Origin of the sequence: Streptomyces sp. NPDC005494 (genome assembly GCF_042872025.1) — a bacterium.
In the GTDB taxonomy this organism is placed as follows: Bacteria; Actinomycetota; Actinomycetes; order Streptomycetales; family Streptomycetaceae; genus Streptomyces.
Genome location: NZ_JBIAJR010000006.1, coordinates 131074 through 156490 on the forward strand (window position 1 = coordinate 131074; position 25417 = coordinate 156490).

The 25417-nt window shown below is 69.4% G+C and carries 24 protein-coding genes and 1 tRNA gene; 13 read left to right on the top strand and 12 right to left on the bottom strand.

The genetic code is table 11. The annotated features are described in order from the left end of the window. Nucleotides 1-175: 175 nt before the first annotated feature. Genes ACFYQ6_RS19190 through pdhA form a run of 3 tightly spaced genes read right to left on the bottom strand, consistent with a single transcriptional unit; the run spans nucleotide 176 to nucleotide 3818 of the window. Nucleotides 176-1627, bottom strand: a complete 1452-nt coding sequence (locus ACFYQ6_RS19190) for a dihydrolipoamide acetyltransferase family protein (protein WP_388763932.1) — start codon at nucleotides 1625-1627, stop codon at nucleotides 176-178. Continuing rightward, nucleotides 1627-2658 (bottom strand): alpha-ketoacid dehydrogenase subunit beta, encoded by a 1032-nt coding sequence (locus tag ACFYQ6_RS19195; protein WP_361579092.1) that lies wholly within the window; start codon nucleotides 2656-2658, stop codon nucleotides 1627-1629. Before ACFYQ6_RS19195 ends, ACFYQ6_RS19190 begins: the two co-directional genes overlap by 1 nt. Next, complete coding sequence (gene pdhA / locus ACFYQ6_RS19200) at nucleotides 2655-3818, bottom strand: pyruvate dehydrogenase (acetyl-transferring) E1 component subunit alpha (RefSeq protein WP_361579094.1); 1164 nt, start codon at nucleotides 3816-3818, stop codon at nucleotides 2655-2657. Before pdhA ends, ACFYQ6_RS19195 begins: the two co-directional genes overlap by 4 nt. Before the next feature lie 210 nt (nucleotides 3819-4028). Between pdhA and ACFYQ6_RS19205 the strand changes: the two genes are divergently transcribed. Next, the gene (locus ACFYQ6_RS19205) at nucleotides 4029-4550 is read left to right on the top strand and encodes an Lrp/AsnC family transcriptional regulator (protein WP_388763935.1); all 522 of its coding nucleotides are present in this window, start codon (nucleotides 4029-4031) and stop codon (nucleotides 4548-4550) included. A gap of 11 nt (nucleotides 4551-4561) precedes the next feature. On the opposite strand, the gene ACFYQ6_RS19210 is transcribed toward ACFYQ6_RS19205, so the two are convergent. Next, complete coding sequence (locus ACFYQ6_RS19210; RefSeq protein ID WP_388763937.1) at nucleotides 4562-5152, bottom strand: TetR/AcrR family transcriptional regulator; 591 nt, start codon at nucleotides 5150-5152, stop codon at nucleotides 4562-4564. A gap of 123 nt (nucleotides 5153-5275) precedes the next feature. Here ACFYQ6_RS19210 and paaN point away from each other — a divergent pair, with 123 nt between their 5' ends. Next, nucleotides 5276-6976 carry a phenylacetic acid degradation protein PaaN gene (gene paaN, locus ACFYQ6_RS19215; RefSeq protein ID WP_388763938.1) on the top strand — a complete coding sequence of 567 codons (1701 nt, stop codon included), beginning with the start codon at nucleotides 5276-5278 and terminating at the stop codon, nucleotides 6974-6976. Between the two features lie 123 nt (nucleotides 6977-7099). On the opposite strand, the gene ACFYQ6_RS19220 is transcribed toward paaN, so the two are convergent. The 3 genes from ACFYQ6_RS19220 to ACFYQ6_RS19230 are packed head-to-tail and all read right to left on the bottom strand — an operon-like array spanning nucleotide 7100 to nucleotide 9947. Next, the gene (locus ACFYQ6_RS19220) at nucleotides 7100-7810 is read right to left on the bottom strand and encodes a TrmH family RNA methyltransferase (RefSeq protein ID WP_361579103.1); all 711 of its coding nucleotides are present in this window, start codon (nucleotides 7808-7810) and stop codon (nucleotides 7100-7102) included. Further along, nucleotides 7807-9078, bottom strand: a complete 1272-nt coding sequence (locus tag ACFYQ6_RS19225; protein WP_361579105.1) for an HTTM domain-containing protein — start codon at nucleotides 9076-9078, stop codon at nucleotides 7807-7809. The genes ACFYQ6_RS19220 and ACFYQ6_RS19225 overlap by 4 nt, the downstream gene beginning before the upstream one ends. Beyond that, nucleotides 9075-9947, bottom strand: a complete 873-nt coding sequence (locus ACFYQ6_RS19230) for a DUF5819 family protein (RefSeq protein ID WP_388764182.1) — start codon at nucleotides 9945-9947, stop codon at nucleotides 9075-9077. The genes ACFYQ6_RS19225 and ACFYQ6_RS19230 overlap by 4 nt, the downstream gene beginning before the upstream one ends. 115 nt (nucleotides 9948-10062) lie before the next feature. Between ACFYQ6_RS19230 and paaA the strand changes: the two genes are divergently transcribed. Genes paaA through ACFYQ6_RS19255 form a run of 5 tightly spaced genes read left to right on the top strand, consistent with a single transcriptional unit; the run spans nucleotide 10063 to nucleotide 13629 of the window. Then, nucleotides 10063-11091, top strand: coding sequence for a 1,2-phenylacetyl-CoA epoxidase subunit PaaA (paaA, locus tag ACFYQ6_RS19235; protein WP_361579107.1), 1029 nt, complete (start codon nucleotides 10063-10065; stop codon nucleotides 11089-11091). Beyond that, complete coding sequence (gene paaB, locus ACFYQ6_RS19240; protein ID WP_356742022.1) at nucleotides 11088-11378, top strand: 1,2-phenylacetyl-CoA epoxidase subunit PaaB; 291 nt, start codon at nucleotides 11088-11090, stop codon at nucleotides 11376-11378. The genes paaA and paaB overlap by 4 nt, the downstream gene beginning before the upstream one ends. After that, complete coding sequence (paaC, locus tag ACFYQ6_RS19245) at nucleotides 11375-12076, top strand: 1,2-phenylacetyl-CoA epoxidase subunit PaaC (protein ID WP_361579110.1); 702 nt, start codon at nucleotides 11375-11377, stop codon at nucleotides 12074-12076. The genes paaB and paaC overlap by 4 nt, the downstream gene beginning before the upstream one ends. Continuing rightward, nucleotides 12070-12567 (top strand): 1,2-phenylacetyl-CoA epoxidase subunit PaaD, encoded by a 498-nt coding sequence (paaD, locus tag ACFYQ6_RS19250; RefSeq protein WP_388763941.1) that lies wholly within the window; start codon nucleotides 12070-12072, stop codon nucleotides 12565-12567. Before paaC ends, paaD begins: the two co-directional genes overlap by 7 nt. Continuing rightward, nucleotides 12568-13629 carry a 2Fe-2S iron-sulfur cluster-binding protein gene (locus tag ACFYQ6_RS19255; protein ID WP_361579114.1) on the top strand — a complete coding sequence of 354 codons (1062 nt, stop codon included), beginning with the start codon at nucleotides 12568-12570 and terminating at the stop codon, nucleotides 13627-13629. It begins immediately after the preceding gene. A 485-nt stretch (nucleotides 13630-14114) separates the two neighbouring features. Here ACFYQ6_RS19255 and ACFYQ6_RS19260 read toward each other — a convergent pair whose 3' ends face one another. From ACFYQ6_RS19260 to ACFYQ6_RS19275, 4 genes are all read right to left on the bottom strand, one after another. Next, nucleotides 14115-14459, bottom strand: a complete 345-nt coding sequence (locus tag ACFYQ6_RS19260) for a rhodanese-like domain-containing protein (protein ID WP_361579116.1) — start codon at nucleotides 14457-14459, stop codon at nucleotides 14115-14117. Between the two features lie 68 nt (nucleotides 14460-14527). Continuing rightward, nucleotides 14528-15547, bottom strand: a complete 1020-nt coding sequence (locus ACFYQ6_RS19265; protein WP_388763944.1) for a J domain-containing protein — start codon at nucleotides 15545-15547, stop codon at nucleotides 14528-14530. Nucleotides 15548-15604: 57 nt separating this feature from the next. Beyond that, complete coding sequence (locus tag ACFYQ6_RS19270) at nucleotides 15605-17062, bottom strand: DUF2252 domain-containing protein (protein ID WP_388763946.1); 1458 nt, start codon at nucleotides 17060-17062, stop codon at nucleotides 15605-15607. Nucleotides 17063-17354: 292 nt separating this feature from the next. Further along, the gene (locus ACFYQ6_RS19275; protein WP_361579122.1) at nucleotides 17355-17702 is read right to left on the bottom strand and encodes a helix-turn-helix domain-containing protein; all 348 of its coding nucleotides are present in this window, start codon (nucleotides 17700-17702) and stop codon (nucleotides 17355-17357) included. 152 nt (nucleotides 17703-17854) lie between these two features. On the opposite strand from ACFYQ6_RS19275, the gene ACFYQ6_RS19280 reads away from it, so the two are divergent. Further along, nucleotides 17855-18466 (top strand): NAD(P)H-dependent oxidoreductase, encoded by a 612-nt coding sequence (locus tag ACFYQ6_RS19280; protein WP_361579124.1) that lies wholly within the window; start codon nucleotides 17855-17857, stop codon nucleotides 18464-18466. Between the two features lie 547 nt (nucleotides 18467-19013). On the opposite strand, the gene ACFYQ6_RS19285 is transcribed toward ACFYQ6_RS19280, so the two are convergent. Further along, nucleotides 19014-19096 (bottom strand) — tRNA-Leu (locus ACFYQ6_RS19285). 315 nt (nucleotides 19097-19411) lie between these two features. Here ACFYQ6_RS19285 and ACFYQ6_RS19290 point away from each other — a divergent pair. The 5 genes from ACFYQ6_RS19290 (at nucleotide 19412) to ACFYQ6_RS19310 (ending at nucleotide 25279) form a co-directional block, all read left to right on the top strand. Then, nucleotides 19412-20272 carry a DUF3662 and FHA domain-containing protein gene (locus ACFYQ6_RS19290; RefSeq protein ID WP_361579126.1) on the top strand — a complete coding sequence of 287 codons (861 nt, stop codon included), beginning with the start codon at nucleotides 19412-19414 and terminating at the stop codon, nucleotides 20270-20272. Between the two features lie 10 nt (nucleotides 20273-20282). After that, complete coding sequence (locus ACFYQ6_RS19295) at nucleotides 20283-20798, top strand: FHA domain-containing protein (RefSeq protein ID WP_145808189.1); 516 nt, start codon at nucleotides 20283-20285, stop codon at nucleotides 20796-20798. A 129-nt stretch (nucleotides 20799-20927) separates the two neighbouring features. Then, on the top strand, nucleotides 20928-22403 hold the full coding sequence (locus ACFYQ6_RS19300; RefSeq protein WP_361579129.1) for a Stp1/IreP family PP2C-type Ser/Thr phosphatase: 1476 nt from the start codon (nucleotides 20928-20930) through the stop codon (nucleotides 22401-22403). A gap of 21 nt (nucleotides 22404-22424) precedes the next feature. After that, nucleotides 22425-23825: an FtsW/RodA/SpoVE family cell cycle protein gene (locus ACFYQ6_RS19305; RefSeq protein WP_388763949.1), complete on the top strand. Its 1401-nt coding sequence runs from the start codon at nucleotides 22425-22427 to the stop codon at nucleotides 23823-23825. Beyond that, nucleotides 23822-25279, top strand: a complete 1458-nt coding sequence (locus ACFYQ6_RS19310) for a penicillin-binding transpeptidase domain-containing protein (RefSeq protein WP_361579133.1) — start codon at nucleotides 23822-23824, stop codon at nucleotides 25277-25279. Before ACFYQ6_RS19305 ends, ACFYQ6_RS19310 begins: the two co-directional genes overlap by 4 nt. Nucleotides 25280-25417: the final 138 nt, after the last annotated feature.

A 25417-nucleotide genomic window follows, 5' to 3' on the forward strand; every position in this document is an offset into this window, starting at 1 on the left:
GAGGCCGACGGGACGGACCCGGCCCGCGTCCTTCCCGCCGCGTTGCCCGGCAGCGGCCCGTTGCCCCTCGCCGCCGCGTTGTCCCGGCACCGAACCGTTGCCCCTCGCCGCCGCGTTGCCCAGCACCGGCCCGTTGCCCAGCGCCGGGCCGTTGCCCAGCGCCGAACCGCCTCCGTCACAGGGAGCGCAACAGCACCGCCGGTTGCTCCACGCAGTCGGCCACGTACCGCAGGAAGCCACCCGCCGTGCCGCCGTCACAGACCCGGTGATCGAAGGTGAGCGAGAGCTGGACTACCTGGCGGACCGCCAGCTCGCCCTCGTGCACCCAGGGCTTGGCCACGATCCGCCCGACTCCGAGCATCGCCGCCTCCGGGTGGTTGATGATCGGCGTCGAACCGTCCACGCCGAACACCCCGTAGTTGTTCAGCGTGAACGTCCCGCCCGTGAGCTGCGCCGGGGTCAGCTTCCCGTCGCGCGCCGCCTCGGTCAGCCGGGCGATCTCCGCGCCGATCGACTCCGTACTACGCGTATGCGCGTCCCTGACGACCGGGACGACCAGGCCTCGGTCCGTCTGCGCGGCGAATCCCAGATGTACCCCGGACAGCCGCACGATCTCCCGGGCCTCGGTGTCCACCCGGGAGTTGAGCTCGGGGAAGCGGGCGAGAGCGGCGGTGCAGATACGTGCCAGCAGGGCCAGCACCGACACCTTCGGCTCTGTGGCCTTGCCGTCGGCGGCGTTCATCGCGGCTCGTGCCGCCATCAGTTCGGTGGCGTCGGCGTCCACCCAGCACGTGGCATCCGGAATCTCCCGCCGGCTGCGCGCCAGCTTCTCCGCGACAGCCCCCCTCACCCCACGCAGCGGGATGCGCTCCTCCGCCGTGTCCCGCACATGCCCGGCCACCGATGCCGCTTCGGCCGGTGCCGCTTCGGCCGTGCGCTCCTCGTCCATGGCACTGATCGCGGACTCCACGTCGGTACGCAGAATCAGCCCGTTCCGTCCCGTGCCGACGATCTGCCGGAGATCGAGACCGTGTTGACGCGCCAGCTTCCGCACCAGCGGGGAGATGACGGCGACAGGACCCTGGGTCAGCGCCGCACCGGGAGCGGAGGCACGCTCGGCAGCCGCAGTGAGCTCCGCCTTTCCGGACGGCGCGTCCGACGACGTCCCGCCCGGAGACGTCGCGCCCCGAGAAGCCGTGCCCGGTGTCGACATCGGCGCGGGCCGTACCCGTCGGCGCCGGGCGACCGGTGCGCCCGTGCCGTACCCGACCAGCACGTTGCCGGACGTCCCGCCGCTCCTGTCCGCGTCAGCTCGCGATCCGGCGCCCGTGTCCGCGTCGGAGCGCGCTCCGGCCTCCGCGTCCCCCGTCACCGGCTCGACCGACCCGACCGCCACCGTCAGCAGCGGTGCACCGACCGGCAGCTCCGTGCCCTCCGCCCCGAATCTGGCCGTCACCACGCCCCCGTACGGGCACGGCACCTCGACCATGGCCTTGGCCGTCTCCACCTCGACGACCGGCTGGTCGATCGCCACGACGTCGCCGACCTCCACCAGCCAGCGCACGATCTCGGCCTCGGTCAGCCCTTCCCCGAGGTCCGGCAGCTTGAATTCGAGCACCTGCGCCATCAGCTCTCGGCCTCCCACTGAAGACGGGCGACCGCGTCGAGCACCCGGTCCACACCCGGCAGATGGTGCCGCTCCTGCATGGGCGGCGGATAAGGGATGTCGAAGCCCGCGACGCGCAGGACCGGCGCCTCCAGATGGTGGAAGCACCGCTCGGTGACCCGCGCCGCGATCTCGCCGCCAGGGCCGCCGAACCCCGACGACTCATGGACGACCACCGCACGTCCGGTGCGCCGGACCGACGCGGTCACCGTCTCGTCGTCGAACGGCACCAGCGAACGCAGGTCGACCACCTCGAGATCCCAGCCCTCGGCCGTCGCCGCCTCGGCGGCTTCCAGGCACACCGGGAGGGAGGGACCGTAGGTGATGAGGGTCGCGCTGCGGCCGGGGCGCCGGACCACGGCTCGTCCGATCGGCTCGACCGCGACCGGCGCGTCCGGCGACCAGTCGGCCTTGGACCAGTAGAGGCGCTTCGGCTCCAGGAAGACCACAGGATCGTCGGAGGCGATCGCCTCCCTCAACAGACCGTAGGCGTCCTCGACCGTGGCCGGCATGACGACGTGCAGACCGGGAGTCGCCATGTAGTAGGCCTCCGAGGAGTCGCTGTGGTGCTCGACCCCGCCGATACCGCCGCCGTACGGCACCCGCACCGTGATCGGCAACGGCATGGCGCCCCCGGTGCGGTTCCGCATCTTGGCGACATGACTGACCAGCTGCTCGAACGCCGGATAGGCGAAGGCGTCGAACTGCATCTCCACGACAGGACGCAGGCCGTACATCGCCATGCCCACGGCCGCACCGAGGATCCCCGCCTCGGCCAGCGGGGTGTCCGTGCAGCGCTCGTCGCCGAACTCCTTCGCCAGCCCGTCGGTGACACGGAAGACTCCGCCGAGCGTGCCCACGTCCTCGCCGAGGACATGCACCGACGGGTCCTGCGCCATCGCGTCGCGCAAGGCGCGGCCGAGAGCCTGCGCCATCGTGGCGGGCCTGGCGCGGTCCGTCCGATCGCCGGGCGCCGCCGCAACCGTGCTCATCGGCCGCCCTCCGCACCGGTCTCGTCGTGCCCGGCGGCTTCCGCGTCGAGCTCGGTGCGCAGCCGCGCGGCCTGCTCACGCAGCTGCTCGGTCTGCTCCCCGTAGACATGGGTGAACAGGTCCATCGGGTCGAGTACCGGATCCGCGTTCATCTGCTCACGCAGACCCGCCGCCATCCGCTCCGCCGCTTCCCGCACCTTCTCCACACCGTCCTCGTCCAGCAGCCCTCGCCCGGTCAGTTCCCTTTCGAGAAGGCTGATCGGGTCGTGGGCGCGCCACGTCTCCACCTCGCTGTCGACGCGGTACCGCGTGGCGTCGTCCGCGTTCGTATGGGCGTCCATGCGGTACGTGACGGCTTCGACCAGCGTCGGTCCTTCACCACGCCTGGCCCGCGCCACGGCCTCGCTCAGCACCTGGTGCGTCGCCGCCGCGTCGTTGCCGTCGACCAGCCGTCCCGGCATCCCGTATCCCACGGCCTTGTGCGCGAGGGACGGCGCAGCCGTCTGCTTGGCCAGCGGGACGGAGATCGCGAAGCCGTTGTTCTGTACGAGGAAGACGACCGGCGCCTTCCACACGGCCGCGAAATTCAGTGCTTCGTGGAAGTCGCCCTCACTGGTGCCGCCGTCACCGACCATCGCGAGTGCGACCACGTCGTCGCCCTTGATACGAGCCGCGTGCGCCAGTCCGACGGCGTGCGGCAACTGTGTGGCCAGCGGTGTGCAGAGCGGGGCGATGCGGTGTTCCCGCGGGTCGTACCCGGTGTGCCGGTCCCCCCGCAGCAAGGTCAGCGCCTGGACCGGGTCCAAGCCACGCGCCACCGCGGCAAGGGTGTCGCGATAGCTGGGGAAGAGCCAGTCACGGTCCTCCAGGACGAGCGCCGCCGCGATCTCGCACGCCTCCTGACCGGTGCTGGAGGGGTACACCGCGAGCCTGCCCTGCTTGGTCAGGGCGGTGGCCTGCGCGTTGTACCGCCGGCCGCGCACCAGCTCTGCGTAGAGCCGCAGAAGCAGCTCGGGATCGGCGTCGGCCGCGGCGTCCGTACCGAGCACCCGGTACGGCTCGGGGTCCGGGAGCAGCGGCGCGGGGTCGGTGAGCGGCTTCCAGGCCGGGGGCGGCGTGGGCCGGTAGGCGGCTGCGCCGGGCAGCTCTTGGACCGTCATGACAAGCACCTCCTGGCATCGGGTGGGAACGAGGGGTGTCGATATCTGCGGGGATGTCCGGACGTGGGTGGGCACCGGTGTGGTGTGCCTCACCTACCGATTGTTCGGTCGCGGGCGCAATTTGGCTACAGGCACCTTCAGCCTGTGGACAAACGGTTATCCACAGCCTGAGATAGAGGCAGGTCGTCCACAACAGGGAGGCGCGGGCAGATGGCAGCTGAACAAATGGCCGACCGGAGCGGGGAGCCGGTCCGCACTCCGCCTCCACGCCCGCTGGACTCCACCGACCGCGCGATCCTGCGCATCCTCCGGACGGATGGCCGGGCCTCGATACGGGCGGTCGCCGAACGCGTCCACGTGTCGAGGGCCAACGCCTACGCCAGGATCAACCGCCTCGTCGAGGACGGCGTCATCCGTGGTTTCAGCGCACGCGTGAACCACGAACGGGCGGGGCAGGCCGCCTCCGCCTACATCACGCTCAAGATCGTCCAGAACTCCTGGCGCACTGTGCGCGAAGAGCTCCAGGCGTTGCCGGGCGCCACCCACATCGCGCTGGTCAGCGGCGACTTCGACGTCCTGCTGCTTGTGCACACCCCTGACAACCAGGCGCTGCGCGAACTGGTCCTGACCCGGATCCAGGCCATACCTGAGGTGCTCTCCACCCGCACCCTGCTGGTGTTCGAGGAGACCGACCTGGGCCCGCGCCCGGACCGCCCCTCCGAGCTCGCCTGAGGCGCCGGGAATCAACCGGCTCGCATGCCCTCGAAGGCGAGCTGCACGACCGTGTCGGCGAGCTGATCCGCCTCCGCGGAACCGCCCGGCTGCGGCCGGTACCACTCGACCAGGGAATTCACCATGCCGAAGAGCAGCCTGGTCGCCAGACGTATGTCCACGTCGGCGCGCAGGTCACCCTCGGCCACCGCCGCCTTGAGCAGATCGGACACCCTCTGGTCGAACTCACGCCGCCGTTCCAGGGCCCAGCGCTCCGTCGTGGTGTTGCCGCGTACGCGCAGCAGCAGCGTGACGTAGGGCAGCTCGTCCATGAGCACCTCGACCGTGCGGCGCGTGACGTACTCGACCCGGGCGATCGCCCGTCCCTGTATCGCCCCCGCTTCGTCGAGGATGCCGAACAGACCGTCGATGGCCCGGCTCACCGCACGCCTGAGCAGCTCCTCCTTGCCCGCCACGTGGTGGTAGATGGAGGACTTGGAGATGCCCGCCGCCTTGGAGAGGTGCTCCATGGACGTGCCGTCGTAACCGCGCTCGTTGAACACACGGACGGCAACGCTGAGGAGTGTCTCCGGGGTGTACGTGTCCCGCTTGGCCGTGGTCATGAACGCGATCCTCCCCCATGAGTTGTCCACAGGTTCCTTGGGGCCCCTTGTCCCGACCGATCGTTCGGTTACTCTAACTCCGTCCGCACATCCCTGCCCAGCTCGACGAGGAGTTGGTCCGTCATGGCCGCCGCGCTTTCCCCTGAGAAGCTGTCCGACACCCATCGCACGACGCTCGACCAAGCCCTCGACGCGATCCGCACACGCGCCTACTGGTCCCCCCATCCTGAGCACCCGAAGGCCTACGGCGAGGGCGGGCTCGCCGGCAGCCTCGGAGCCGCAGAGGGCAAGGCCGCGTTCGAGGCCGTCCTCGGTACCCGGCTGGATCTCGGCCAGCCCGGCACCGACGGCTGGACCGGCGGGGAGGTCTCGCCGTACGGGCCGGAGCTGGGCGTCGAGTATCCGCACTGCGATCCGGACGTCCTGCTGCCCGCGATGAGCGCGGGCGTGGCGTCCTGGCGTGCGGCGGGGCCCGAGACGAGGGCGCTCGTGTGTCTGGAGATCCTCGCCCGGATCAGCGCTCGCACCCACGAGCTCGCCCACGCCGTGATGCACACGAGCGGGCAGGCGTTCGTCATGGCGTTCCAGGCGGGCGGCCCGCACGCCCAGGACCGTGGCCTGGAGGCGGTGGCGTACGCCTACCAGGAGCAGACCCGCACCCCGCAGTCCGCCGACTGGTCGAAGCCGCAGGGCAAGCGCGACCCGCTCCAGCTACGTAAGTCGTTCACGGCGGCAGGGCGGGGGGTCTCGCTCCTGATCGGCTGCAACACCTTCCCCACGTGGAACGGCTACCCGGGCCTCTTCGCCTCGCTCGCGACCGGCAACCCCGTGCTCGTCAAGCCGCACCCACGGGCTGTGCTGCCGCTGGCGCTCACCGTCCAGCTGGCCCGCGAGGTGCTCTCCGAGGCGGGCTTCGACCCGAATCTGGTCGCGCTTGCGGCCGAACGGCCCGGCGAGGGCATCGCCAAGACCCTTGCGGTACGGCCCGAGATCAAGATCATCGACTACACGGGTTCCACCGCTTTCGGTGAGTGGCTGGAGACCAACGCCCGCCAGGCCCAGGTCTACACGGAGAAGGCCGGCGTCAACACGGTCGTCCTCGATTCCACCGACGACTACCGGGGCATGCTCTCCAACCTGGCCTTCTCACTCTCGCTCTACAGCGGCCAGATGTGCACGACCCCGCAGAACCTGCTCATCCCGCGCGACGGCATCACGACCGACGCGGGCCCCAGGTCCTACGAGGACGTCGTGACGGACATCGCGGAGGCGGTGAACGGCCTCCTCGGCGACGACGCCCGGGCCAACGGCCTGCTGGGTGCCCTGGTCAACCCGGACGTGAAGGCGCGCCTGGACGGGGCCGCGGCCCTCGGTGATGTCGCCCTCGCTTCACGCCCGGTGACGAACCCCGACTATCCCGACGCCGTCGTGCGCACCCCTGTCCTGGTCAAACTGGACGGCTCCAAGCCCGACGACGGCGCTCCCTACCTGTCGGAGTGCTTCGGCCCGGTCGCGTTCGCGGTCGCCGTCGACTCGACCGCCGACGCCTTGGGTCTGCTGCGCCGTACAGTCCGCGAGAAGGGCGCCATGACCGTCGGCGCGTACACCACATCCCCCGAGGTGGAACGCGCGGTCGAGGACGTCTGCTTCGACGAGTCGGCTCAGCTCTCGCTGAACCTCACCGGCGGCGTCTACGTCAACCAGACGGCGGCCTTCTCCGACTTCCACGGATCCGGCGGCAACCCGGCGGCGAACGCGGCGCTCTGCGACGGGGCGTTCGTCTCCAACCGCTTCCGCGTGGTGGAGGTGCGCCGCCAGGCCTGAGACGCGGGCTCTCCGGCGGGCGGGTACAGACCCGGTGGAGCGGGCTTCCGCTCCACCGGTGACCACGCGCGGGCCCCGTCGATCACCGCGCCCGGGCCGTCGGGCACCGCGCTCGCCCGCCCGTCACGGTGTCCGGGGATCCGGGATGTCCGCGTACCGCTGCACCCAGGCATGCATCGCGATGGCGGCAGCCGCTCCCGCGTTGATCGACCGCGTGGAGCCGAACTGCGCGATCGAGCACACCATGGCAGCGTGTCGGCGGGCTTCCTCCGTCAGCCCGGGCCCCTCCTGGCCGAACAGGAGCACACACCGGCGCGGCAGTTCCGTGCGCTCCAGAGGGACGGCACCGGGAAGGTTGTCGATCCCGATGATCGGCAGTCCCTCCGCTTCCGCCCAGGCCGTCAGATCAGCCGTGTCGGGGTGGTGACGGACATGCTGGTAACGGTCGGTGACCATCGCGCCGCGGCGGTTCCAGCGGCGGCGACCCACGATGTGGATCTCCTTCGCGAGGAAGGCGTTGGCTGTGCGTACCACCGAGCCGATGTTGAAGTCGTGGCCCCAGTTCTCCACCGCCACGTGGAAGTCGTGCCGTCGCAGATCGAGGTCGGCGACGATGGCCTCCCGCGTCCAGTACCGGTAGGCGTCCCCCACGTTGCGCCGGTCACCCGCCGCGAGGAGCTCGGGGTCGTAGCGCTCCCCCTCGGGCCACGGCCGCGGGTGCGGCCCCACTCCGACCGGTTCGCCGTATCCGTCGTCGTACTGGACGGGTTCCGCGGACGGATCGGAGGCCGCTGTCGCCCTGGGCTCTTCTGTACTGCCGGTCTCGCTGCTCACCTGACGAGCGTATGGCCACTGCCGTCATCGCTGCGCGGGGCCTCCTCCTCGCCGGCCTCCGCCCGCCGCTGGCCCGGAACACGCAGCTTGCCCGCCGCGCCCGAGAGGAGCCGCTGCCGGCCGAGGGTCACTTTCCGTCCGACCCACACCAGGAAGACCGTCGGCAGGAAGACGGCGTCCGCGGCGATCATCGCCATCGAGAAGAAGGGAAGCCCCAGCAGAACGGCGATCCCCGCGTGCTCACCGATCATGAGGACCAGCAGGACGTTCTTGACGCGCCGGTTGAACAGCGTGAACGGGAAGGCGACCTGCACGATCACCGTGGCGTACGTCAGCACCAGGACCGCCATCGCGCTGGACGCGAGGATGCCTGAGAGCTCGGGCCACGGCGTGAAGTAGTCCAGCTTGAGCGGGTAGTAGAGAGCTGTCCCGTCCTGCCAGCGGGAGCCCTGGATCTTGTACCAGCCGGCGGTCGCGTAGATCAGACAGACCTCGGCCATGATCACGAGCAATGCCGCGTTGTGGGCGAGGTTGGCCACCACGTCGAAGAGCGCCTGCAGCTCGCGGTCCGGCGCGTACCTGTTCGCCGCCCACCAGGCTCCGTTCCCCAGCCACAGGACCCACAGCAGGGACGGCAGCCACCACGTGCCGCCGAGGCCTCCCGTCAGCGAGGCGGGCAGGAGGAAGGCCCCCAGCACCACCCACAGGACCGGCCCAGCGATGTCCCGGGGGCGTCCGCCGCCTTCCGAGTGCCACGCGGCGTTTCGTGCGGCACGGCGCGCGTCCAGGGACCACACGCGCGCGCAGCGCGTCAGCATCAGGTAGATCGCCATCAGGTGGATGACGTTGTCGCCGCCGTCTCCCATGAAGATGCTGCGGTTCTGCAGGGAGAGCACACCGGCCATGAACAGCACGGAGGTCGCACGGGTCCGCCAGCCGGCCATCAGCAGCGCGGCCGAGATGAGCGTCAGCGCGTAGACGGTCTCGAACCAGAGCCTGCTGTCCGACCACATGAGGGCGGTGAAGGCGTCGTTGTTGCTGATGAGCCGACGGGCCATGTCCCAGCGCCACGGGCTGTCCGGGCCGTACAACTCGTGCCGGTGCGGCAGCTCGCGCAGCAGGAACAGCAGATACGTGGCGGAGACACCGATCCGCACCACGGCGCTCTGGTGGGCACCGAGCGGCGAAGCGGTGATGTGCTGGACGGCCTCGGCGAGCGAACGGCGGCGGGCTCCGACCTCATTCCGGAACTGTGCGGATGCGCTCATTTCCCGGCCTGCCCGCCCTGTGCCCTGGATGTCCGATCCGCGCCCGGCGTATCCGGGAGATCGGAGGGCGTGACGGTCCACCACGGGAGTACCCGGTAGTCCGGTCGGGTGCTGATCTTCTCGTCGCTCCACGCAGGAGCGCCGACCGACCGGACGGCGGACCGCACCTGGATGCGCTCGACCGTGCCGCCGTGGCCGCCTTCGAGGAGGCGCAGCATCACGATGCGGCGGATGTAGCGCTCGGACAGCTCTCCGCGCAGGCCGTTGGGGCGGTTCTCGCCGTCGTGCGAGGCGGTGTAGAAGTCCCAGGCGCGTCGGAGTTCGTTCTGGTCCACATGGCTGGGGAGGAGGTTGCCGCGTATCGCCTCGCCGTCCTGCTGCGACAGATCGATCCATCGTGTGGTGGTGCGGCCCTCGGCCCCCCACACCTCGGCGCGGGCGTGGACGGAGATGTTCTGCTGGAGCGGATTGGGAGCGAAGAGCTTCCAGTTCTGCTCGAACTCGGGGTAGACCCAGTCGTCCACCACCTCGCCGTGCTGCTTCGTCAGCGTGTTGGACGGTGCGACGTGCAGAAAGATCACGGCCAGATGCCCCACCGCCAGCAGCCCGATGACGGACAGGGCCAGGGCCGCGACCACCTGGTACGGAAGCGGGAGAGCCGCCATACCGCCGCCCGGGAGGAAGGCCGGGCCGTGACCTTCGGCGGCGCCCGGCGGCGTCTCGGCGGCCGGAGGGCCCGGAGCGCCGGTCCGGGCGTCCGGTATGCCTACCGGCGCGGCCCTCTCGTCCTGATCGGCGTACGGGCGGCTCGTCACGCCGGGCCAGGCGGTTTTCTCGTTTTCGGTGCGCCCACCGCGGTCCGCGTCCATCCCGCCCCGATCGCCGTCGATCACCGCTCAGTTATCCACAGGGTTGACACCCTACGGGCCTGCGACCCACCATTGAAGTCAAGGAACCGAACGATCGGTCGGTAGGGAGCCCGGGATGGCGGCAGTGACTGCGGACCAGACGACGCAGAGGACGGCAGGCACCGCGGATGCGGCGGATGTGGCACGCCTGGCGGTGTTCGACGCCGCCGTGGCCGCCGACGACCGCATCGAGCCGCGAGACTGGATGCCCGACGCGTACAGGGCCTCGCTCGTCCGCCAGATGGCGCAGCACGCACATTCCGAGATCATCGGCATGCAGCCCGAGGCCAACTGGATCACGCGGGCGCCTTCGCTCCGCCGCAAGGCGATCCTGATGGCGAAGGTCCAGGACGAAGCGGGGCACGGGCTGTATCTGTACAGCGCGGCGGAAACGCTGGGGACCAGCCGCGAGGAGATGCTCGACAAACTGCACGCCGGCCGCCAGCGCTACTCCTCGATCTTCAACTACCCGACGCTGACCTGGGCGGACGTCGGAGCGATCGGCTGGCTTGTGGACGGCGCCGCGATCACCAACCAGGTGCCGCTCTGCCGCTGCTCCTACGGCCCGTACGCCCGCGCGATGGTCCGGATCTGCAAGGAGGAGTCCTTTCACCAGCGCCAGGGGTACGAACTGCTTCTCGCCCTCAGCCGGGGCACGCCTGCCCAGCACGAGATGGCACAGGACGCGGTGAACCGCTGGTGGTGGCCGTCGCTGATGATGTTCGGCCCGCCCGACGACGCGTCGGCGCACTCGGCGCAGTCGATGGCCTGGAAGATCAAGCGGCATTCCAACGACGAGCTGCGCCGGCGCTTCGTGGACATCTGCGTCCCCCAGGCCCAGGCCCTGGGCCTCACGCTCCCCGATCCGGACATCCGGTGGAACGAGGAGCTCGGGCAGCACGACTACGGCGCGATCGACTGGACGGAGTTCCAGGAGGTCCTCAAGGGCAACGGCCCCTGCAACGAACAGCGGCTCGCCCAGCGGCGCACGGCTCACGAAGAGGGCGCCTGGGTCCGCGAGGCGGCAGCGGCATACGCGGACAAGCACGCGGCACGGCCCGGCACAGCCGGACCGGCCGCCCAGCCAGTGGAGGCCACCGCATGACCAGCTCGACCGACTGGCCCCTGTGGGAGGTGTTCGTGCGCTCCCGGCGCGGTCTGTCCCACACCCACGCCGGCAGCCTGCACGCGCCGGACGCCGAGATGGCCCTGCGCAACGCACGCGACCTGTACACCCGGCGCTCGGAAGGTGTCTCCATCTGGGTGGTTCCCTCGACGGAGATCACCGCTTCCTCGCCCGACGAGAAGGACTCGTTCTTCGAGCCCGCCGGTGACAAGCCCTATCGCCACCCCACTTTCTACGAGATCCCGGAAGGGGTGAAGCACCTGTGAGCGCTGCCCTCGCCCTCGGCGACGACGCACTGGTGCTCTCGCACCGCCTGGGGGAGTGGGCCGGTCACGCTCCCGTCCTGGAGGAGGAGGTGGCTCTGGCCAACATCGCCCTGGATCTCCTGGGACAGGCCCGGATGCTGTTCTCGTTCGTGGGGGACGAGGACGAGCTGGCCTTTCTGCGCGAGGAGCGCGCTTTCCGCAACGTGCAGTTGGTGGAGCAGCCGAACGGCGACTTCGCTCACACCATCGTCCGCCAGCTCTACTTCTCCGTGTACCAGCACCTGCTGTACGAGCAGTTGGCGGCCGGGGAGGGCGAGTTCGCGGATCTCGCGGCGAAGGCCGTCAAGGAAGTGGCCTACCACCGCGACCACGCGGAACAGTGGATCCTGCGACTCGGTGACGGCACCCCGGAGAGCCATGAACGCACACAGCGCGCTCTGGACGCGCTGTGGAGGTTCACCGGCGAGCTGTTCGAGCCCGTCGAGGGCATCGATGTCGATCACCGCTCCCTGAGCGACGGTTGGCTGGCCGCTGTGACCTCCGTGGTGGAGCGGGCCACCCTCACCGTCCCGTCGGGTCCGCAGGCAGGCGCCTGGACGGCCGGAGCGGGGCGGCAGGGTCTGCACACGGAGCCGTTCGGGCGCATGCTCGCCGAGATGCAGCACCTGCACCGCAGCCACCCGGGGGCGTCATGGTGACCGAGACCCCACTGGAAGCGGAGCTCCACCGGCTGGCGGGATCCGTGCCCGATCCCGAGTTCCCGGTTCTCACCCTCGACGAGCTCGGTGTGCTCCGCGAAGTGCGGGCGGACGGGCGGGACAGGGTCACTGTGCGGCTCACCCCCACCTACACCGGATGTCCCGCCATCGAAGCCATGTCCAGCGACATCGAGCGCGTCCTGCGCGCCCACGGTGTCGAAGAGGTGTCCGTGGTCACCGTGCTCGCCCCGGCATGGTCGACGGACGACATCAGTGACGAAGGACGCCGCAAACTCGCGGAGTTCGGGATAGCGCCGCCACGGCCCGGAGGCCGAGCGGGCGGACCGGTTCCGCTCACGCTCTCGGTCCGCTGTCCCCACTGCGGCTCCACGGACACGGAGTTGCTGAGCCAGTTCTCCTCGACGGCGTGCAAGGCACTGCGCCGCTGCGTGGCCTGCCGCGAACCCTTCGATCACTTCAAGGAGTTGTAGATGTTCCATCCGCTCCGGGTCAGCGCGATCGAACGGATCACGGACGACGCGGTCGCTGTCACCTTCGCCGTGCCCCCAGAGTTGCGCGAGACCTTCCGGCACAGGCCCGGCCAGCACCTGAATGTGCGCTACCGGACCGACGGCGAGGAGATCCGGCGGTCGTACTCGATCTGTGCACCAGCGGCGCGACCGCCGGCCGATCCCGCCCTGCGGGTGGGCATTCGCATGGTCGACGGTGGAGCGTTCTCCACTTATGCCCTCAAGGAGCTGGCCGTCGGAGACCAGGTGGAGGCGATGGCCCCGATGGGCCGTTTCATCCTCGACCCGCGTCCCGGGCACTTTGCCGCGATCGTCGGCGGCAGCGGAATCACACCGGTGCTGTCGATCGCGTCGACGCTCCTGGCGCGGGAGCCTCAGGCGCGCTTCTGCCTGATCCGCAGCGACCGTACGGCGGCCTCGACGATGTTCCTCGACGAGGTGGCAGAGCTGAAGGACCGCTATCCGGACCGGTTCCAATTGGTCACCGCACTGTCCCGTGAGGAGCAGGCAGCCGGGCTCCCCTCCGGTCGGCTGGATCGCGAGCGCCTCACAGGGCTGCTGCCCGCGCTGCTGTCCGTGCCCGACGTGGACGGCTGGTTCCTGTGCGGGCCACTCGGGCTGGTCAAGGCGGCCGAGGGCGCGCTCCGTGAACTCGGCGCCGACCGCTCACGCATCCACCAGGAGATCTTCCACGTCGCCGACGAGGGTGCGGCACGGACGCCTGCCGCCAGAGGGGACGCCCCTGCGGAGAGCACGCTGACGGCGACCCTCGACGGCAGGTCGGGGAGCTGGCCGGTGGCGGCGGGCGAATCCCTGCTGGACACCGTGCTGAGAAGCCGCGCGGACGCTCCCTACGCCTGCAAGGGGGGAGTGTGCGGAACCTGCCGGGCCTTCCTGGTCGCGGGCGAGGTCAGGATGGACCGCAATTTCGCCCTGGAACCTGAGGAGACAGGAGCCGGCTTCGTGCTCGCCTGCCAGTCGCACCCCGTCACACCGGAAGTGGAGATCGACTTCGACCGCTGACGGCTTCACCACCGCCGGGCATCACGGGCGGCACCCCACGGCCTCGCCCGTGGAAGCTCGCCCGTGAGGCAGGCCCGGCAAGAGCGAACCTCTCGGGCGGGTGCGCCCTCCGACGCCCGAGACGCGGCCTCGGACATAAGGGCCGAAGAGACGCCGCTGCGGCCGCACGGGCCTGTACCCGTCTCTGGTGTGCCTCCCGTCGGCATCAGGGGGGCACCACCCGCCCGCCTGACCACCCGCCCGTGGGCCCGTCTGGACAGACCGAGTGACCGACGGATCGAGTGACCGACGGACCGAGTGACCAACGGACCGAAGGACCGACAGGCCGAGTGACCGAGTGACCGACGGATCGAGTGACCAACGGCCGGGCACCCACGGCGAGACGGCCAGGCGGCCCCGGTGGACCGACGGTCGGTCACTCGGTCTGTCGGTCCGTCGACCGTCGACCGTCGGTCCGTCTCGCTGTCTGACCGTCTGGCCGTCCGTCAGAGGACGAAAGCCGCGTTCCCGGTGTCCGTGACCATCGGACGGCCTGCACCGTCCCAGGCCAGCATGCCGCCATCGATGTTCACGGCATCGATGCCCTGCTGCACCAGGTACTGGGTGACCTGGGCGGACCGACCGCCCACCCGGCACATCACGTGCACACGCCGACCGTCGTCGGCCGCCTCGGTCAGCTCGCCGAAACGGTTCACGAAGTCGCTCATAGGAATGTGCAGCGCGCCCTCGACATGCCCGGCCGCCCACTCGTCGTTCTCCCGGACATCCAGCACGAAGCCGTCCGACGGAACCGCCGCGGCATCAACCGAGGGCAGCGGAGCGAAATTCATGGGTCATGCCTTCTCTCGTAGATACACGCCAGGGCTGTCGCAGATACGCGCCAGGGCTGTCGGAAACGCTACTGCACCAGGCCCGCGAGCTCCGCCTCACGCTCTGCCACCGTCGCCAGAAGCTGCTCGCCGATGTCGTCCAGCAGCCGGTCGGGGTCCTCAGGCGCCATCCGCAGCATCGAACCGATGGCACTCCCCTCCAGCTCCTGCGCCAGGACCGTGAGCAGTTCCTTACGCCGGGTGAGCCACTCCAGCCGCGCATAGAGCTCCTCGCTCTCGCTCAGCCTCAGCTGCGGCGCCACCGGCCCTGCCTCCCACTCGGTGGACAGTTCCCTCAGCAGGGCCACGTCGCCACGCCCGTAGGCCGCGTTGACACGAGCGATGAACTCGTCCCGCCGCGTCCGCTCCTTCTCGTCCGGCGCCAGGTCCGGATGGGCCTGGCGGGCCAGCTCCCGATAGAGCTTGCGCGCCTCCTCGCTCGGCCTGACCCGCTTCGGCGGCCGGACGGGCTGTTCGGTGAGCATGGCCGATGCCTCGGGCGAGAGCCCGTCCGAGTCCATCCAGTCGTGGAAGAGCTCGTCGACGCCCGGCATAGGCATCACGATCGCGCGCGCCTCCTGAGCCTTGCGCACATCCTCCGGATCACCGGTCCTCGCGGCCCGCGCCTCCGCGATCTGCGCATCGAGCTCGTCCAGGCGCGCGTACATCGGGCCGAGCTTCTGGTGGTGCAGCCGGGAGAAGTTCTCCACCTCGACCCGGAAGGTCTCGACCGCGATCTCGAACTCGATCAGTGCCTGCTCGGCCACGCGGACAGCTTTCGCGAGCCGCTCCTCCGGCCGGGGCGCGCCCGCCTCACCGGTCGGTGCGCCACCAGTCCCCGCCTCACCGGCTGCGTCCGAGTTCGGCTCACCGGCCCCGTCACCCGCGGCAGGCCCTGACCGCAGATCACCCTGGGTCGCCTCCGGCGTTCCCTGCGCATGCTGCGGCTGTTCCTGCCGGTCCTGGTCCTGGTCCTGCCGGTCCTGGTCCTGGTCCTGCCGGTTTTCGTCGTTCCGGGTGGTCGGCACCCCGGCGGCTTCGTGGGTCACCCGTCCAGCGTATGGCCATGCCCGACCTGTGAGGACACGCGGCGGACACGAAACCGCTCAGACGCCGAGCTCGGCGGCTATTCGTCCGTTTCGGACGGCCCGGACGAGCTCGGCATGATCCGCCTCGGTCCTGTCCGCGTACGTCACGGCGAAGTCGGCCACCGCCGAGTCCAGCTCCGCGTTCTTTCCGCAGTAGCCGGCCAGCAGCCGGGGGTCGGCGCTGTGCGCGTGGGCCCGCGCCAGCAACGCCCCGGTCATCCGCCCGTAGTCGTCGACCTGGTCGGCCGAGAGTGCGGCCGGATCCACGCTCCCCTTGCGATTCCTGAACTGGCGCACCTGATACGGCCTGCCGTCGACCTCGGCCCAGCCGAGCAACATGTCACTGACGACCTGCATCCGTTTCTGCCCGAGCACCACCCGGCGCCCTTCGTGCACGACATCGGGAACGTCGAAGCCGGCCTGCGGAAGGTACGGCGCCAGGGCTGAAGGACGGGCTTCCTTGACCTGCAGGACCAGCGGCTCGCCTCGGTGATCCAGGAGCAGCACCACGTACGACCGGGTCCCCACGCTTCCGGTGCCGACCACCCGGAAGGCGACGTCGTGGATCGCGTAGCGAGCCAGCAGCGGAACCCTGTCCTCCGAGATCGTCCCGAGGTAGCCCTCGAGCCCTGCCGCAACCGCTGCGGCCTCCGCATCGGGCACCCTGCGCAGTACGGGCACAGCGTCCACGAAGCGACGGCCGCCGTCCTCGCAGACCTCCGTGGACCTGGCCGCGAATCGGGCGCTCGTGTTGTTGCGTGCCTTGGCCGAGACCCGCTCCAGAGTCCCCAGCAGGTCACGCGCGTCCGTGTGGGAGACGAGTTCCTCGTCGGCGATCGCGTTCCACGCGTCAAGCGCCGACAGCCCGGCCAGAAGACGCATCGTGCGCCTGTACGCGCCGACGGTGTCGTAGGCAGCCTGTCGGCACGTCGCCTCGTCCGCCCCCACTCCACGGCCCGCGAGGACCAGCGAGGTGGCGAGCCGCTTGAGGTCCCACTCCCACGGGCCGAAGACGGTCTCGTCGAAGTCGTTGAGATCGATGACCAGGCTGCCGCGCGCGTCGCCGTACAGACCGAAGTTGGCCGCGTGCGCGTCGCCGCAGAGCTGGGCACCTACACCCGTGACCGGCGTGCCCATCAGGTCATGGGCCATCAACCCGGCCGCCCCGCGCAGGAACGCGAACGGCGTCGCAGCCATGCGCCCCACCCGGATGGGCGTCAGACCGGGCACCCGGCCCTGGTTCGACTCCTCGACGGCCCGCACCGCGTCCGGCCGGCCGGCGGGCAGGACCAGTGAACTGTGCGAAGACCTGGGGACCTTACGCCGCAGGGCCTTGCCGGCATCCTTGGGGGAGACCGGAGCGGGTCCTGTCTGCCGCGCCCCTGCGGGCACCCGCGGCGCGAAGCCGGGCACCACCGGGATGCGCCCGTCCCCCGCTGCCCGTTGTTCCGGCACCGTCGTCCTGACTTCGCCCATGGAGCGCCGCCTCCCCCGCCCTTGTCCAGCCGTTCCGTCCGACCGACATCAACTTCGGACGACCGTACAACTGTCCTGCCGCAGCCGTCGTCCCCTGTGGACAACTACCGGGGCAGCCTGTGGACAACCAGGTGGGGCGGGCAAGAACACCCCCGTGACCTGCGCCGCCCGGCGGGTCACCGGCCGACCGTCGCCCTGATGCTGCGGTACGACACGGCCGACGAATGAAGCCGGCCCCCAGGGCCGTTCACGCACACCCTCGTCCGGCCGCTGCCCTGCCTGGCGTGGCCGATCAGCAGGCGCCGCCCGGGTCCCTCAGGTACGAGTTCGCCCACTTGCCGAGCTCCGCGAGGGCAGGCCCCATGGCGGTCCCGGCCTCGGTGAGGCTGTAGGACACACGCAGCGGCGGCCCTTCGTCCACCTCGCGCAGCACGAGACCGGCCGCACCCAGCTCGGTGAGGCGGTCCGACAGCATGCGTTCGCTGATGCCTGGAATCGCCCGGCGCAGATCCGCGAAGTGGACGGGCTGCTGCATGAGCACCGACACGATCGGGCCGGTCCAGCGCTTCCCGAACAGCTCGAAGACGCGGGTGATGCCCACGTCGACCCGCCGACAGGCCTGCTCGCTGTGATCCGCCATGGCACCAGGGTACTGCGTCACCGTGAGGGGCTTATTTTTAGTAAGCAACTGTGTTATTAATAGCTACGTACAAATCAAACAGCCCTCCACGTCAGCTTCACGGCTCCTGCGATCCGCTCCGGGCCGTCAGTCCGATTCATCTGGAGATCACCATGGCCACGCTCCTCCACCTCGATTCCGCCGTATTCCCCCAGGGCTCCGTTTCCCGTGAGGTCACCGCCGCGTTCGTCACGGCATGGCGCGAGCAGCACCCGGAGGGACGCGTCGTGTATCGCGACCTCGCAGCTGATCCTCTGCCGCACCTGGACGCCTCCGCCGTGGCCGCCGGCGCCGACGACGCGCTGCGCGGGGAACTGGCCTCCGAGCTGACGGACGCGGACGCAGTGCTCATCGGGGCACCGATGTACAACTTCTCGATCCCGTCCACCCTGAAGGCGTGGCTGGATCAGGTGATCATCGTCGGCCACAACTCCGGCCCTGACGGTCCCGTCGCCGGCACGCCCGTCACGGTCGTGGCGAGCCGCGGCGGTTCGTACGCGCCTGGCACCCCGCGCGAGGACTTCGAGTTCGTCCAGAACTATCTGGAGAAGGTCCTGACGGGCATGCTGGGAGCCGAAGTCGACTTCATCGTGCCGGAGTTGACGCTGGCCCATTCGAAGCCGGAGATGGCCGAACTCATTCCGCTCGCGGACGCGTCCCGCGCCAAGGCGTTCGACGACGCGGCGGAGAAGGCCAAGGCGCTGGCCGCACGCTTCGCCGCCTGACAGTTCCCCACGCCGCCAGCGGGCACAACCGGACAGCCGCCAAGCGCTTCGCACCACCCGCGGGCGCCGCCTGGGCAGCCGACAGCTCCGCACGCAGGAACGCCCCGCGCCACCCGAGGAGCAAAGCGACTCACTCCGCCGCCGCGCCCGGCGCACCGAGCGCACCTCTGGCGCCTGAACGCCCCTTTCGGCATGCATCCGACGTTTCACGTGAAACAGAGGCAGCAGACCACCGCGGGCGGCCCTCTCATCAAGAGGCACCCTCCACCCCAACCGGCCTCACAGCCACAGCCTCAAGCGCACTCCCCCGGACGCAACGCCGCGCAGACCCGTCCGCACCCGTCCGGCCCCGCCGGCAACGGCGCTCCGGATTCACAGCAACTCGACAGGCCACGCGCCGACCGGTGATTCCCACAGCCGCACGAGCCACGCCGACCGCGCAGAGGACATACAGACAAATTCACACAACGAAGAACCCCCGCACCGGATGAGATCCAGTGCGGGGGTTCTGTCGAACCAACCTGACAGTTGCAGCAACTGCCCGTTGTGCGCGAGGGGGGATTTGAACCCCCACGTCCCTAAGGACACTGGCACCTGAAGCCAGCGCGTCTGCCGTTCCGCCACTCGCGCAAGAGTGGTGCTTTCAAGCTCTCCCACCGTGTGGTGCGAGCGCCTGGCGACAAACGGAAGATTAGCACGCTGGACAGGGTGGATTCACATCCGTTGTTTCGCGGGACCCACGGAGGGAACCGGGAACGCGGGAAGCCCGGCCCCACTCCTCCTGAGTGCACCCGGAGTGCGGGACACTGTCAGGAGGCCACCTCTACGATCCGTGTGAGAGGTGACACTCATCCACTGTGCAGACAAGGGGAACCAGCCGATTTCCCGACGCGTGGATACGATCAGTAAGCAGTACAGGGATGACGACACCGGAGGAGGTGCCCCATGGGAGTCATGAAGCGTTTCGAGCAGCGTCTCGAAGGTCTGGTCAACGGCACCTTCGCCAAGGTCTTCAAGTCCGAGGTGCAGCCGGTCGAGATCGCCGGAGCTCTCCAGCGCGAGTGCGACAACAACGCGACGATCTGGAACCGCGAACGGACCGTGGTGCCCAACGACTTCATCGTCGAGCTCAGCACCCCCGACTTCGAGCGCCTCAGCCCGTACTCCGGACAGCTGGGTGACGAGCTGGCCGGCCTCGTACGCGACTACGCCAAGCAGCAGCGCTACACCTTCATGGGCCCGATCAAGGTTCACCTGGAGAAGGCGGACGACCTGGACACGGGTCTCTACCGCGTGCGCAGCCGGACCTTGGCGTCGAGTTCGTCACAGCAGCAGGGGCACCAGAGCGGCCCCGCTCCTCACGCCCAGCCGAACCGGCCCGGCCCCCAGGGGCAGGGTGGGTACGGCTACCCTCCCACCTCCGCTCCTCCCATGCCCGCGGCACCGCCGCCGGGATCCGGGCGGCCCGGAGGCCCTTCCAGCGACTGGCGCCAGCCGGCCGCGTCCGGCCCCATGCCGGACGCGCAGGTACGGCGCTGGATCGAGATCAACGGCACCCGCCATCAGATCTCCCGCCCGACGTTGGTGATGGGACGAAGCACCGACGCCGACGTGCGGATCGACGACCCCGGTGTATCCCGCCGGCACTGTGAGATCCGGACCGGAACGCCCTCGACGATCCAGGACCTCGGGTCCACCAACGGCATCGTGGTGGACGGGCAGCACACCACCCGCGCTACGCTCCGCGACGGCTCGCGGATCGTCGTGGGCAGCACCACCATCGTTTACCGGCAAGCCGAAGGGTGAAGCGGGGGCAATGTCAGAGCTGACCCTGACGGTCATGCGGCTAGGTTTCCTGGCTGTTCTGTGGCTATTCGTAATCGTGGCCGTCCAGGTCATCAGAAGCGACCTGTTCGGTACGCGTGTCACGCAGCGCGGCTCTCGCCGCACTGCCGGTGACGCCCGCCCGCAGCAGGCGCGCCAGCAACAGGCGGCGCCGCCTCAGCAGCGCCAGCAGTCCGGGCGCCAGCGGCGCGGGGCGCCCACCAAGCTGGTCGTCTCCGAGGGCACACTCACGGGCACCACTGTCACGCTCCAGGGGCAGACCATCACCCTGGGCCGGGCGCACGATTCAACGATCGTGCTGGATGACGACTACGCGTCCAGCAGGCATGCCAGGATCTACCCGGACCGTGACGGCCAGTGGATCGTCGAGGATCTCGGGTCCACCAACGGCACCTATCTCGACCGGACCCGGCTCACCACCCCGACACCTGTTCCGCTGGGCGCGCCGATCCGCATCGGCAAGACCGTCATCGAGCTGCGGAAGTAGTACGACAATGAGCGAGCGGAGCGAGCGAGCCTCGGCGGCCCTGACGAAGGACCCCGCCCGGCTCCCGACCGGAGGGTGGGCAGTGTGGCTCGAGACCGGCTGTACCCCGAACCGACGGGCGAGGTGCGCATGAGCTTGTCCCTGCGCTTCGCCGCCGGATCGCACAAGGGCATGATCCGGGAAGGCAACGAGGACTCCGGTTACGCCGGACCCCGGCTTCTCGCCATCGCCGACGGCATGGGCGGCCAGGCGGCCGGCGAGGTCGCCAGCTCCGAGGTGATCTCCACCCTCGTCCAGCTCGACGACGACGTACCGGGCTCCGACATCCTCACCTCGCTCGGCACGGCGGTCCAGCGGGCCAACGAACAGCTGCGCGTCATGGTCGAGGAGGACCCCCAGCTCGAGGGCATGGGCACGACGCTCACCGCCCTGCTCTGGACCGGTCAGCGTCTCGGGCTCGTCCACGTCGGTGACTCCCGCGCCTACCTGCTGCGCGACGGCGTCCTGACGCAGATCACCCAGGACCACACCTGGGTCCAGCGCCTCGTCGACGAGGGCCGGATCACCGAGGAAGAGGCCACCACACACCCGCAGCGCTCCCTGCTGATGCGCGCCCTGGGCAGCGGCGACCACGTGGAGCCCGATCTCTCCATCCGCGAGGTCCGGGCCGGCGACCGCTACCTGATCTGTTCCGACGGCCTCTCGGGCGTGGTCTCCCACCAGACGATGGAAGAGACCCTGGCCAGCTACCAGGGCCCCCAGGAGACCATCCAGGACCTCATCCAGCTCGCCCTGCGCGGCGGCGGTCCCGACAACATCACCTGCATCGTCGCCGACGTCCTGGACGTCGACAGCAACGACACCCTGGCCGGGCAGCTCAACGACACCCCCGTCGTCGTCGGCGCCGTCGCCGAGAACCAGGCGGCCCAGGCGAACGACGGCCGGGCCATGGAGACCCCGGCGGGACGCGCGGCCGGCCTCGGCCGCCCCGTGCCTCCTCCGGCCGGGGGCTTCGGCCCTCCCGGCAGCGGTGACGACATGGGCTACGGCTCAGGTCCGGACGGCGCCTTCAACTCCTACAGCGACGACGACTTCGTGAAGCCCCGCAACGGGCGCAGGTGGCTGAAGCGGTCGTTCTACATCGTGCTGGCGCTCGCCGTCATCGGCGGCGGCGTGTACGGCGGCTACCGCTGGACCCAGACGCAGTTCTACGTGGGCACGAAGGACGACAACGTCGCGCTGTTCCGCGGCATCAGCCAGGACCTCGCCTGGGTGTCTCTCTCGAAGGTCGAGGAGAACACCGAGATCGAACTCAAGTACCTCCCGCCCTACCAGCGCAAGAAGGTCGAAGCGACCATCGCCGAGGGCAACATCACCGACGCGCGCAAGAAGATCGGCGAGCTCGAAGCCCAGGCCTCCGCCTGCAAGAAGGACGCGCAGCGCCGCGCCGCCGAGGCGGACGCCGCCAAGGACCAGAACGAGACGGCCGACAGCAATTCCGCCAAGTCCCCCGCCGAGGGGACCAAGACGAACGCGACTCCCACTCCCGGCCCCAGCCTCTCGGAGGAAGAGAAGAAGCTGGCCCTGCAGTGCGGTAAGCAGTAAGCCGTAGGGGGCCTTCAGCACATGAGCGTTGTCACCAACACGACCACCATCGGCGCGATCGACGCACCGAGCCGCCGCAACACGGAACTGACGCTGGTCGCCTTCGCCGTCCTCATCTCGGTGTTCGCGTACGCCAACGTGGGCCTCGCCATCAACGGGGAGCTGCCCTCCGGCATGCTCGGCTACGGGCTCGGACTCGCCCTGCTCGGTGGCGTCGCGCACCTCGCCATCCGGAGATTCGCGCCGTACGCCGATCCGCTGCTGCTTCCGCTGGCCACCCTGCTGAACGGGCTCGGTCTGGCATTCATCTGGCGTCTGGACCAGTCGGAACGCTTCCAGCAGACCGAGAACTTCGTGGCAGCTGCCTCCAAGCAGCTGCTGTTCTCGGCGGCGGGCGTCGCCCTGCTGGTCGTGGTCCTGCTGGTCCTCAAGGATCACCGCATCCTGCAGCGCTACACCTACATCTCCATGCTGGTCGCGCTGTTCCTGCTGATCCTCCCGATGTTCTTCCCCGCCGTGAACGGCGCCAAGATCTGGATCAAGATCCCCGGTGTCGGCACGATCCAGCCGGGAGAGTTCGCGAAGATCATCATCGCTGTCTTCTTCGCCGGGTACCTCATGGTCAAGCGTGACGCACTGGCCCTGGCCAGCCGCCGCTTCATGGGGCTCTACCTGCCCCGCGGCCGTGACCTGGGACCGATCCTCATGGTCTGGGCCTTCTCGATCCTGATCCTGGTCTTCGAGACCGACCTCGGATCCTCGCTCCTGTTCTTCGGCATGTTCGTCGTCATGCTGTACGTCGCCACGGAGCGCACCAGCTGGATCGTCTTCGGTCTGCTGATGTCGGCTGCGGGGGCGGTGGGTGTGGCCACCTTCGAACCCCACGTGCAGCAGCGAGTCACCGCTTGGCTCGACCCGTTCGCCGGATGGGGGAAGTACGACGCCAGCGAGCAGATGTCCCTGTCCCTCATGGCCTTCGGCTCCGGGGGCACCCTCGGTACCGGCCTCGGTCAGGGCAACTCGGACCTGATCGGCTTCGCCGCCAACTCCGACTTCATCCTCGCCACCGTCGGCGAGGAGCTCGGTCTGGCCGGGATGATGGCGGTGCTACTTGTCTACGGCCTGATCGTCGAGCGCGGCGTCCGCACGGCGCTCGCCGCCCGCGACCCCTTCGGCAAGCTCCTGGCGATCGGGCTCTCCGGTTCCTTCGCCATCCAGGTGTTCGTCGTCGCCGGCGGCGTCATGGGGCTCATCCCGCTGACCGGTATGACCATGCCGTTCCTCGCGGCCGGTGGTTCCTCCGTCATCGCCAACTGGGCCCTCATCGGCATCCTGATCAGAATCAGTGACACCGCCCGCCGTCCCGCCCCGGCCCCCGCACCGTCCCCGGACGCCGAGATGACCCAGGTGGTCCGACCGTGAACAAGCCGCTCCGCAGGATCGCGATCTTCTGCGGGATCCTGGTCCTGGCCCTGCTGATCCGCACCAACTACATCCAGTACGTCCGTGCCGACGAGCTCAACTCGAACGAGCACAACCGCCGCGTCCAGATCGAGCGCTACGCCCACGAGCGCGGCAACATCATCGTCGACGGCGAACCCGTCACGGACTCCGTGGAGACGACGGACAGCGACTTCAAGTACAAGCGGGTCTGGAAGAACGGGCCCATGTGGGCACCGGTCACGGGCTACTCCTCGCAGGCCTTCGACTCCTCCCAGCTGGAGAGCATCGAGGACGGCATCCTCACCGGCAACAGCGACCAGCTGTTCTTCGACCGCACCCTGTCGATGTTCACCGGCGAGAAGAAGACCGGCGGGAACATCGTCACCACCCTCGACGGTGCGGCCCAGAAGGCCGCCTTCAAGGGCCTGGGCGACAAGAAGGGCGCCGTCGCCGCGCTCGACCCGCAGACCGGTGCGATCCTCGCCCTGGCCAGCACCCCCTCGTACGACCCCTCCGTCTTCGCGGGCAACTCGATGAAGGACTCCGACGCGCGGCAGAAGCTCCTGGAGGACGAGGACAAGCCGATGCTGAACCGGGCCCTGCGGGAGACCTACCCGCCCGGCTCGACGTTCAAGGTCGTCACGGCCGCTGCGGCTCTGGAGAACGGCCTCTACACCGACATCGACGCGAAGACGAACTCCCCGCTGCCCTGGAAGCTCCCGCTGTCGACCAACCTGCTGCAGAACGAGGGCAGCATCCCCTGCAAGGACGCCTCGCTCCGCGAAGCCCTGCGCTGGTCGTGCAACACCGTCTTCGGCAAGATGAGCGACGACCTCGGCAACAAGAAGATGATCGAACAGGCCGACAAGTTCGGCTTCAACGAGGAAGTCTTCACTCCGGTCAGGGCCGACGCCAGCGTCTACCCCGAGGACAACCGCCCGCAGAACGCCATGGCGGGCATCGGGCAGGCCTCCAACCGCGCCACTCCGCTCCAGATGGCCATGGTGGCGTCCGCGATCGCCAACGACGGCAAGCTCATGCAGCCGTACATGGTCGCCGAGCGCCAGGCACCCAACCTGGACGTCATCTACACGCACGAGAAGGAGCAGCTCAGCCAGCCGCTCTCGGCGGAGAACGCCCAGAAGGTGCAGCAGATGATGGAGACCGTCGTCGCCGACGGCACGGGAACCAACGCGCAGATCGACGGCGTCACCGTGGGTGGCAAGACCGGCACCGCGCAGCACGGCCTCAACAACAGCGAGAAGCCCTACGCGTGGTTCATCTCGTACGCCAAGACCGACAGCGGCTCCCCGGTCGCCGTGGCCGTGGTGGTCGAGGACGGGAACGCCAACCGGGACGACATCTCCGGTGGCGGTCTGGCGGCACCGATCGCCAAGAGCGTGATGAAGGCGGTACTCGACGGAAAGAAGTGACAACCGTCACAACTTCTGTCCACACCAGCACATTGGGATACCGGTCGGATATCAGCTGAAGGGTGCGGGCCGATCACGCCGGGCGTGCCCGGTAGCGTATGCGCGAACAGCGCACCGCCGGACCACACACGGGTGCGG

What these genes read in the sequence shown, in the direction of transcription:
- ACFYQ6_RS19190 (WP_388763932.1), bottom strand. Translation starts at nt 1,627, where the DNA reads ATGGCGCAGGTGCTCGAATTCAAGCTGCCGGACCTCGGGGAAGGGCTG.
- ACFYQ6_RS19195 (WP_361579092.1), bottom strand. Translation starts at nt 2,658, where the DNA reads ATGAGCACGGTTGCGGCGGCGCCCGGCGATCGGACGGACCGCGCCAGG.
- pdhA (WP_361579094.1), bottom strand. Translation starts at nt 3,818, where the DNA reads ATGACGGTCCAAGAGCTGCCCGGCGCAGCCGCCTACCGGCCCACGCCG.
- ACFYQ6_RS19205 (WP_388763935.1), top strand. Translation starts at nt 4,029, where the DNA reads ATGGCAGCTGAACAAATGGCCGACCGGAGCGGGGAGCCGGTCCGCACT.
- ACFYQ6_RS19210 (WP_388763937.1), bottom strand. Translation starts at nt 5,152, where the DNA reads ATGACCACGGCCAAGCGGGACACGTACACCCCGGAGACACTCCTCAGC.
- paaN (WP_388763938.1), top strand. Translation starts at nt 5,276, where the DNA reads ATGGCCGCCGCGCTTTCCCCTGAGAAGCTGTCCGACACCCATCGCACG.
- ACFYQ6_RS19225 (WP_361579105.1), bottom strand. Translation starts at nt 9,078, where the DNA reads ATGAGCGCATCCGCACAGTTCCGGAATGAGGTCGGAGCCCGCCGCCGT.
- ACFYQ6_RS19230 (WP_388764182.1), bottom strand. Translation starts at nt 9,947, where the DNA reads ATGGACGCGGACCGCGGTGGGCGCACCGAAAACGAGAAAACCGCCTGG.
- paaA (WP_361579107.1), top strand. Translation starts at nt 10,063, where the DNA reads ATGGCGGCAGTGACTGCGGACCAGACGACGCAGAGGACGGCAGGCACC.
- paaB (WP_356742022.1), top strand. Translation starts at nt 11,088, where the DNA reads ATGACCAGCTCGACCGACTGGCCCCTGTGGGAGGTGTTCGTGCGCTCC.
- paaD (WP_388763941.1), top strand. Translation starts at nt 12,070, where the DNA reads ATGGTGACCGAGACCCCACTGGAAGCGGAGCTCCACCGGCTGGCGGGA.
- ACFYQ6_RS19255 (WP_361579114.1), top strand. Translation starts at nt 12,568, where the DNA reads ATGTTCCATCCGCTCCGGGTCAGCGCGATCGAACGGATCACGGACGAC.
- ACFYQ6_RS19260 (WP_361579116.1), bottom strand. Translation starts at nt 14,459, where the DNA reads ATGAATTTCGCTCCGCTGCCCTCGGTTGATGCCGCGGCGGTTCCGTCG.
- ACFYQ6_RS19270 (WP_388763946.1), bottom strand. Translation starts at nt 17,062, where the DNA reads ATGGGCGAAGTCAGGACGACGGTGCCGGAACAACGGGCAGCGGGGGAC.
- ACFYQ6_RS19275 (WP_361579122.1), bottom strand. Translation starts at nt 17,702, where the DNA reads ATGGCGGATCACAGCGAGCAGGCCTGTCGGCGGGTCGACGTGGGCATC.
- ACFYQ6_RS19280 (WP_361579124.1), top strand. Translation starts at nt 17,855, where the DNA reads ATGGCCACGCTCCTCCACCTCGATTCCGCCGTATTCCCCCAGGGCTCC.
- ACFYQ6_RS19290 (WP_361579126.1), top strand. Translation starts at nt 19,412, where the DNA reads ATGGGAGTCATGAAGCGTTTCGAGCAGCGTCTCGAAGGTCTGGTCAAC.
- ACFYQ6_RS19295 (WP_145808189.1), top strand. Translation starts at nt 20,283, where the DNA reads ATGTCAGAGCTGACCCTGACGGTCATGCGGCTAGGTTTCCTGGCTGTT.
- ACFYQ6_RS19300 (WP_361579129.1), top strand. Translation starts at nt 20,928, where the DNA reads ATGAGCTTGTCCCTGCGCTTCGCCGCCGGATCGCACAAGGGCATGATC.
- ACFYQ6_RS19305 (WP_388763949.1), top strand. Translation starts at nt 22,425, where the DNA reads ATGAGCGTTGTCACCAACACGACCACCATCGGCGCGATCGACGCACCG.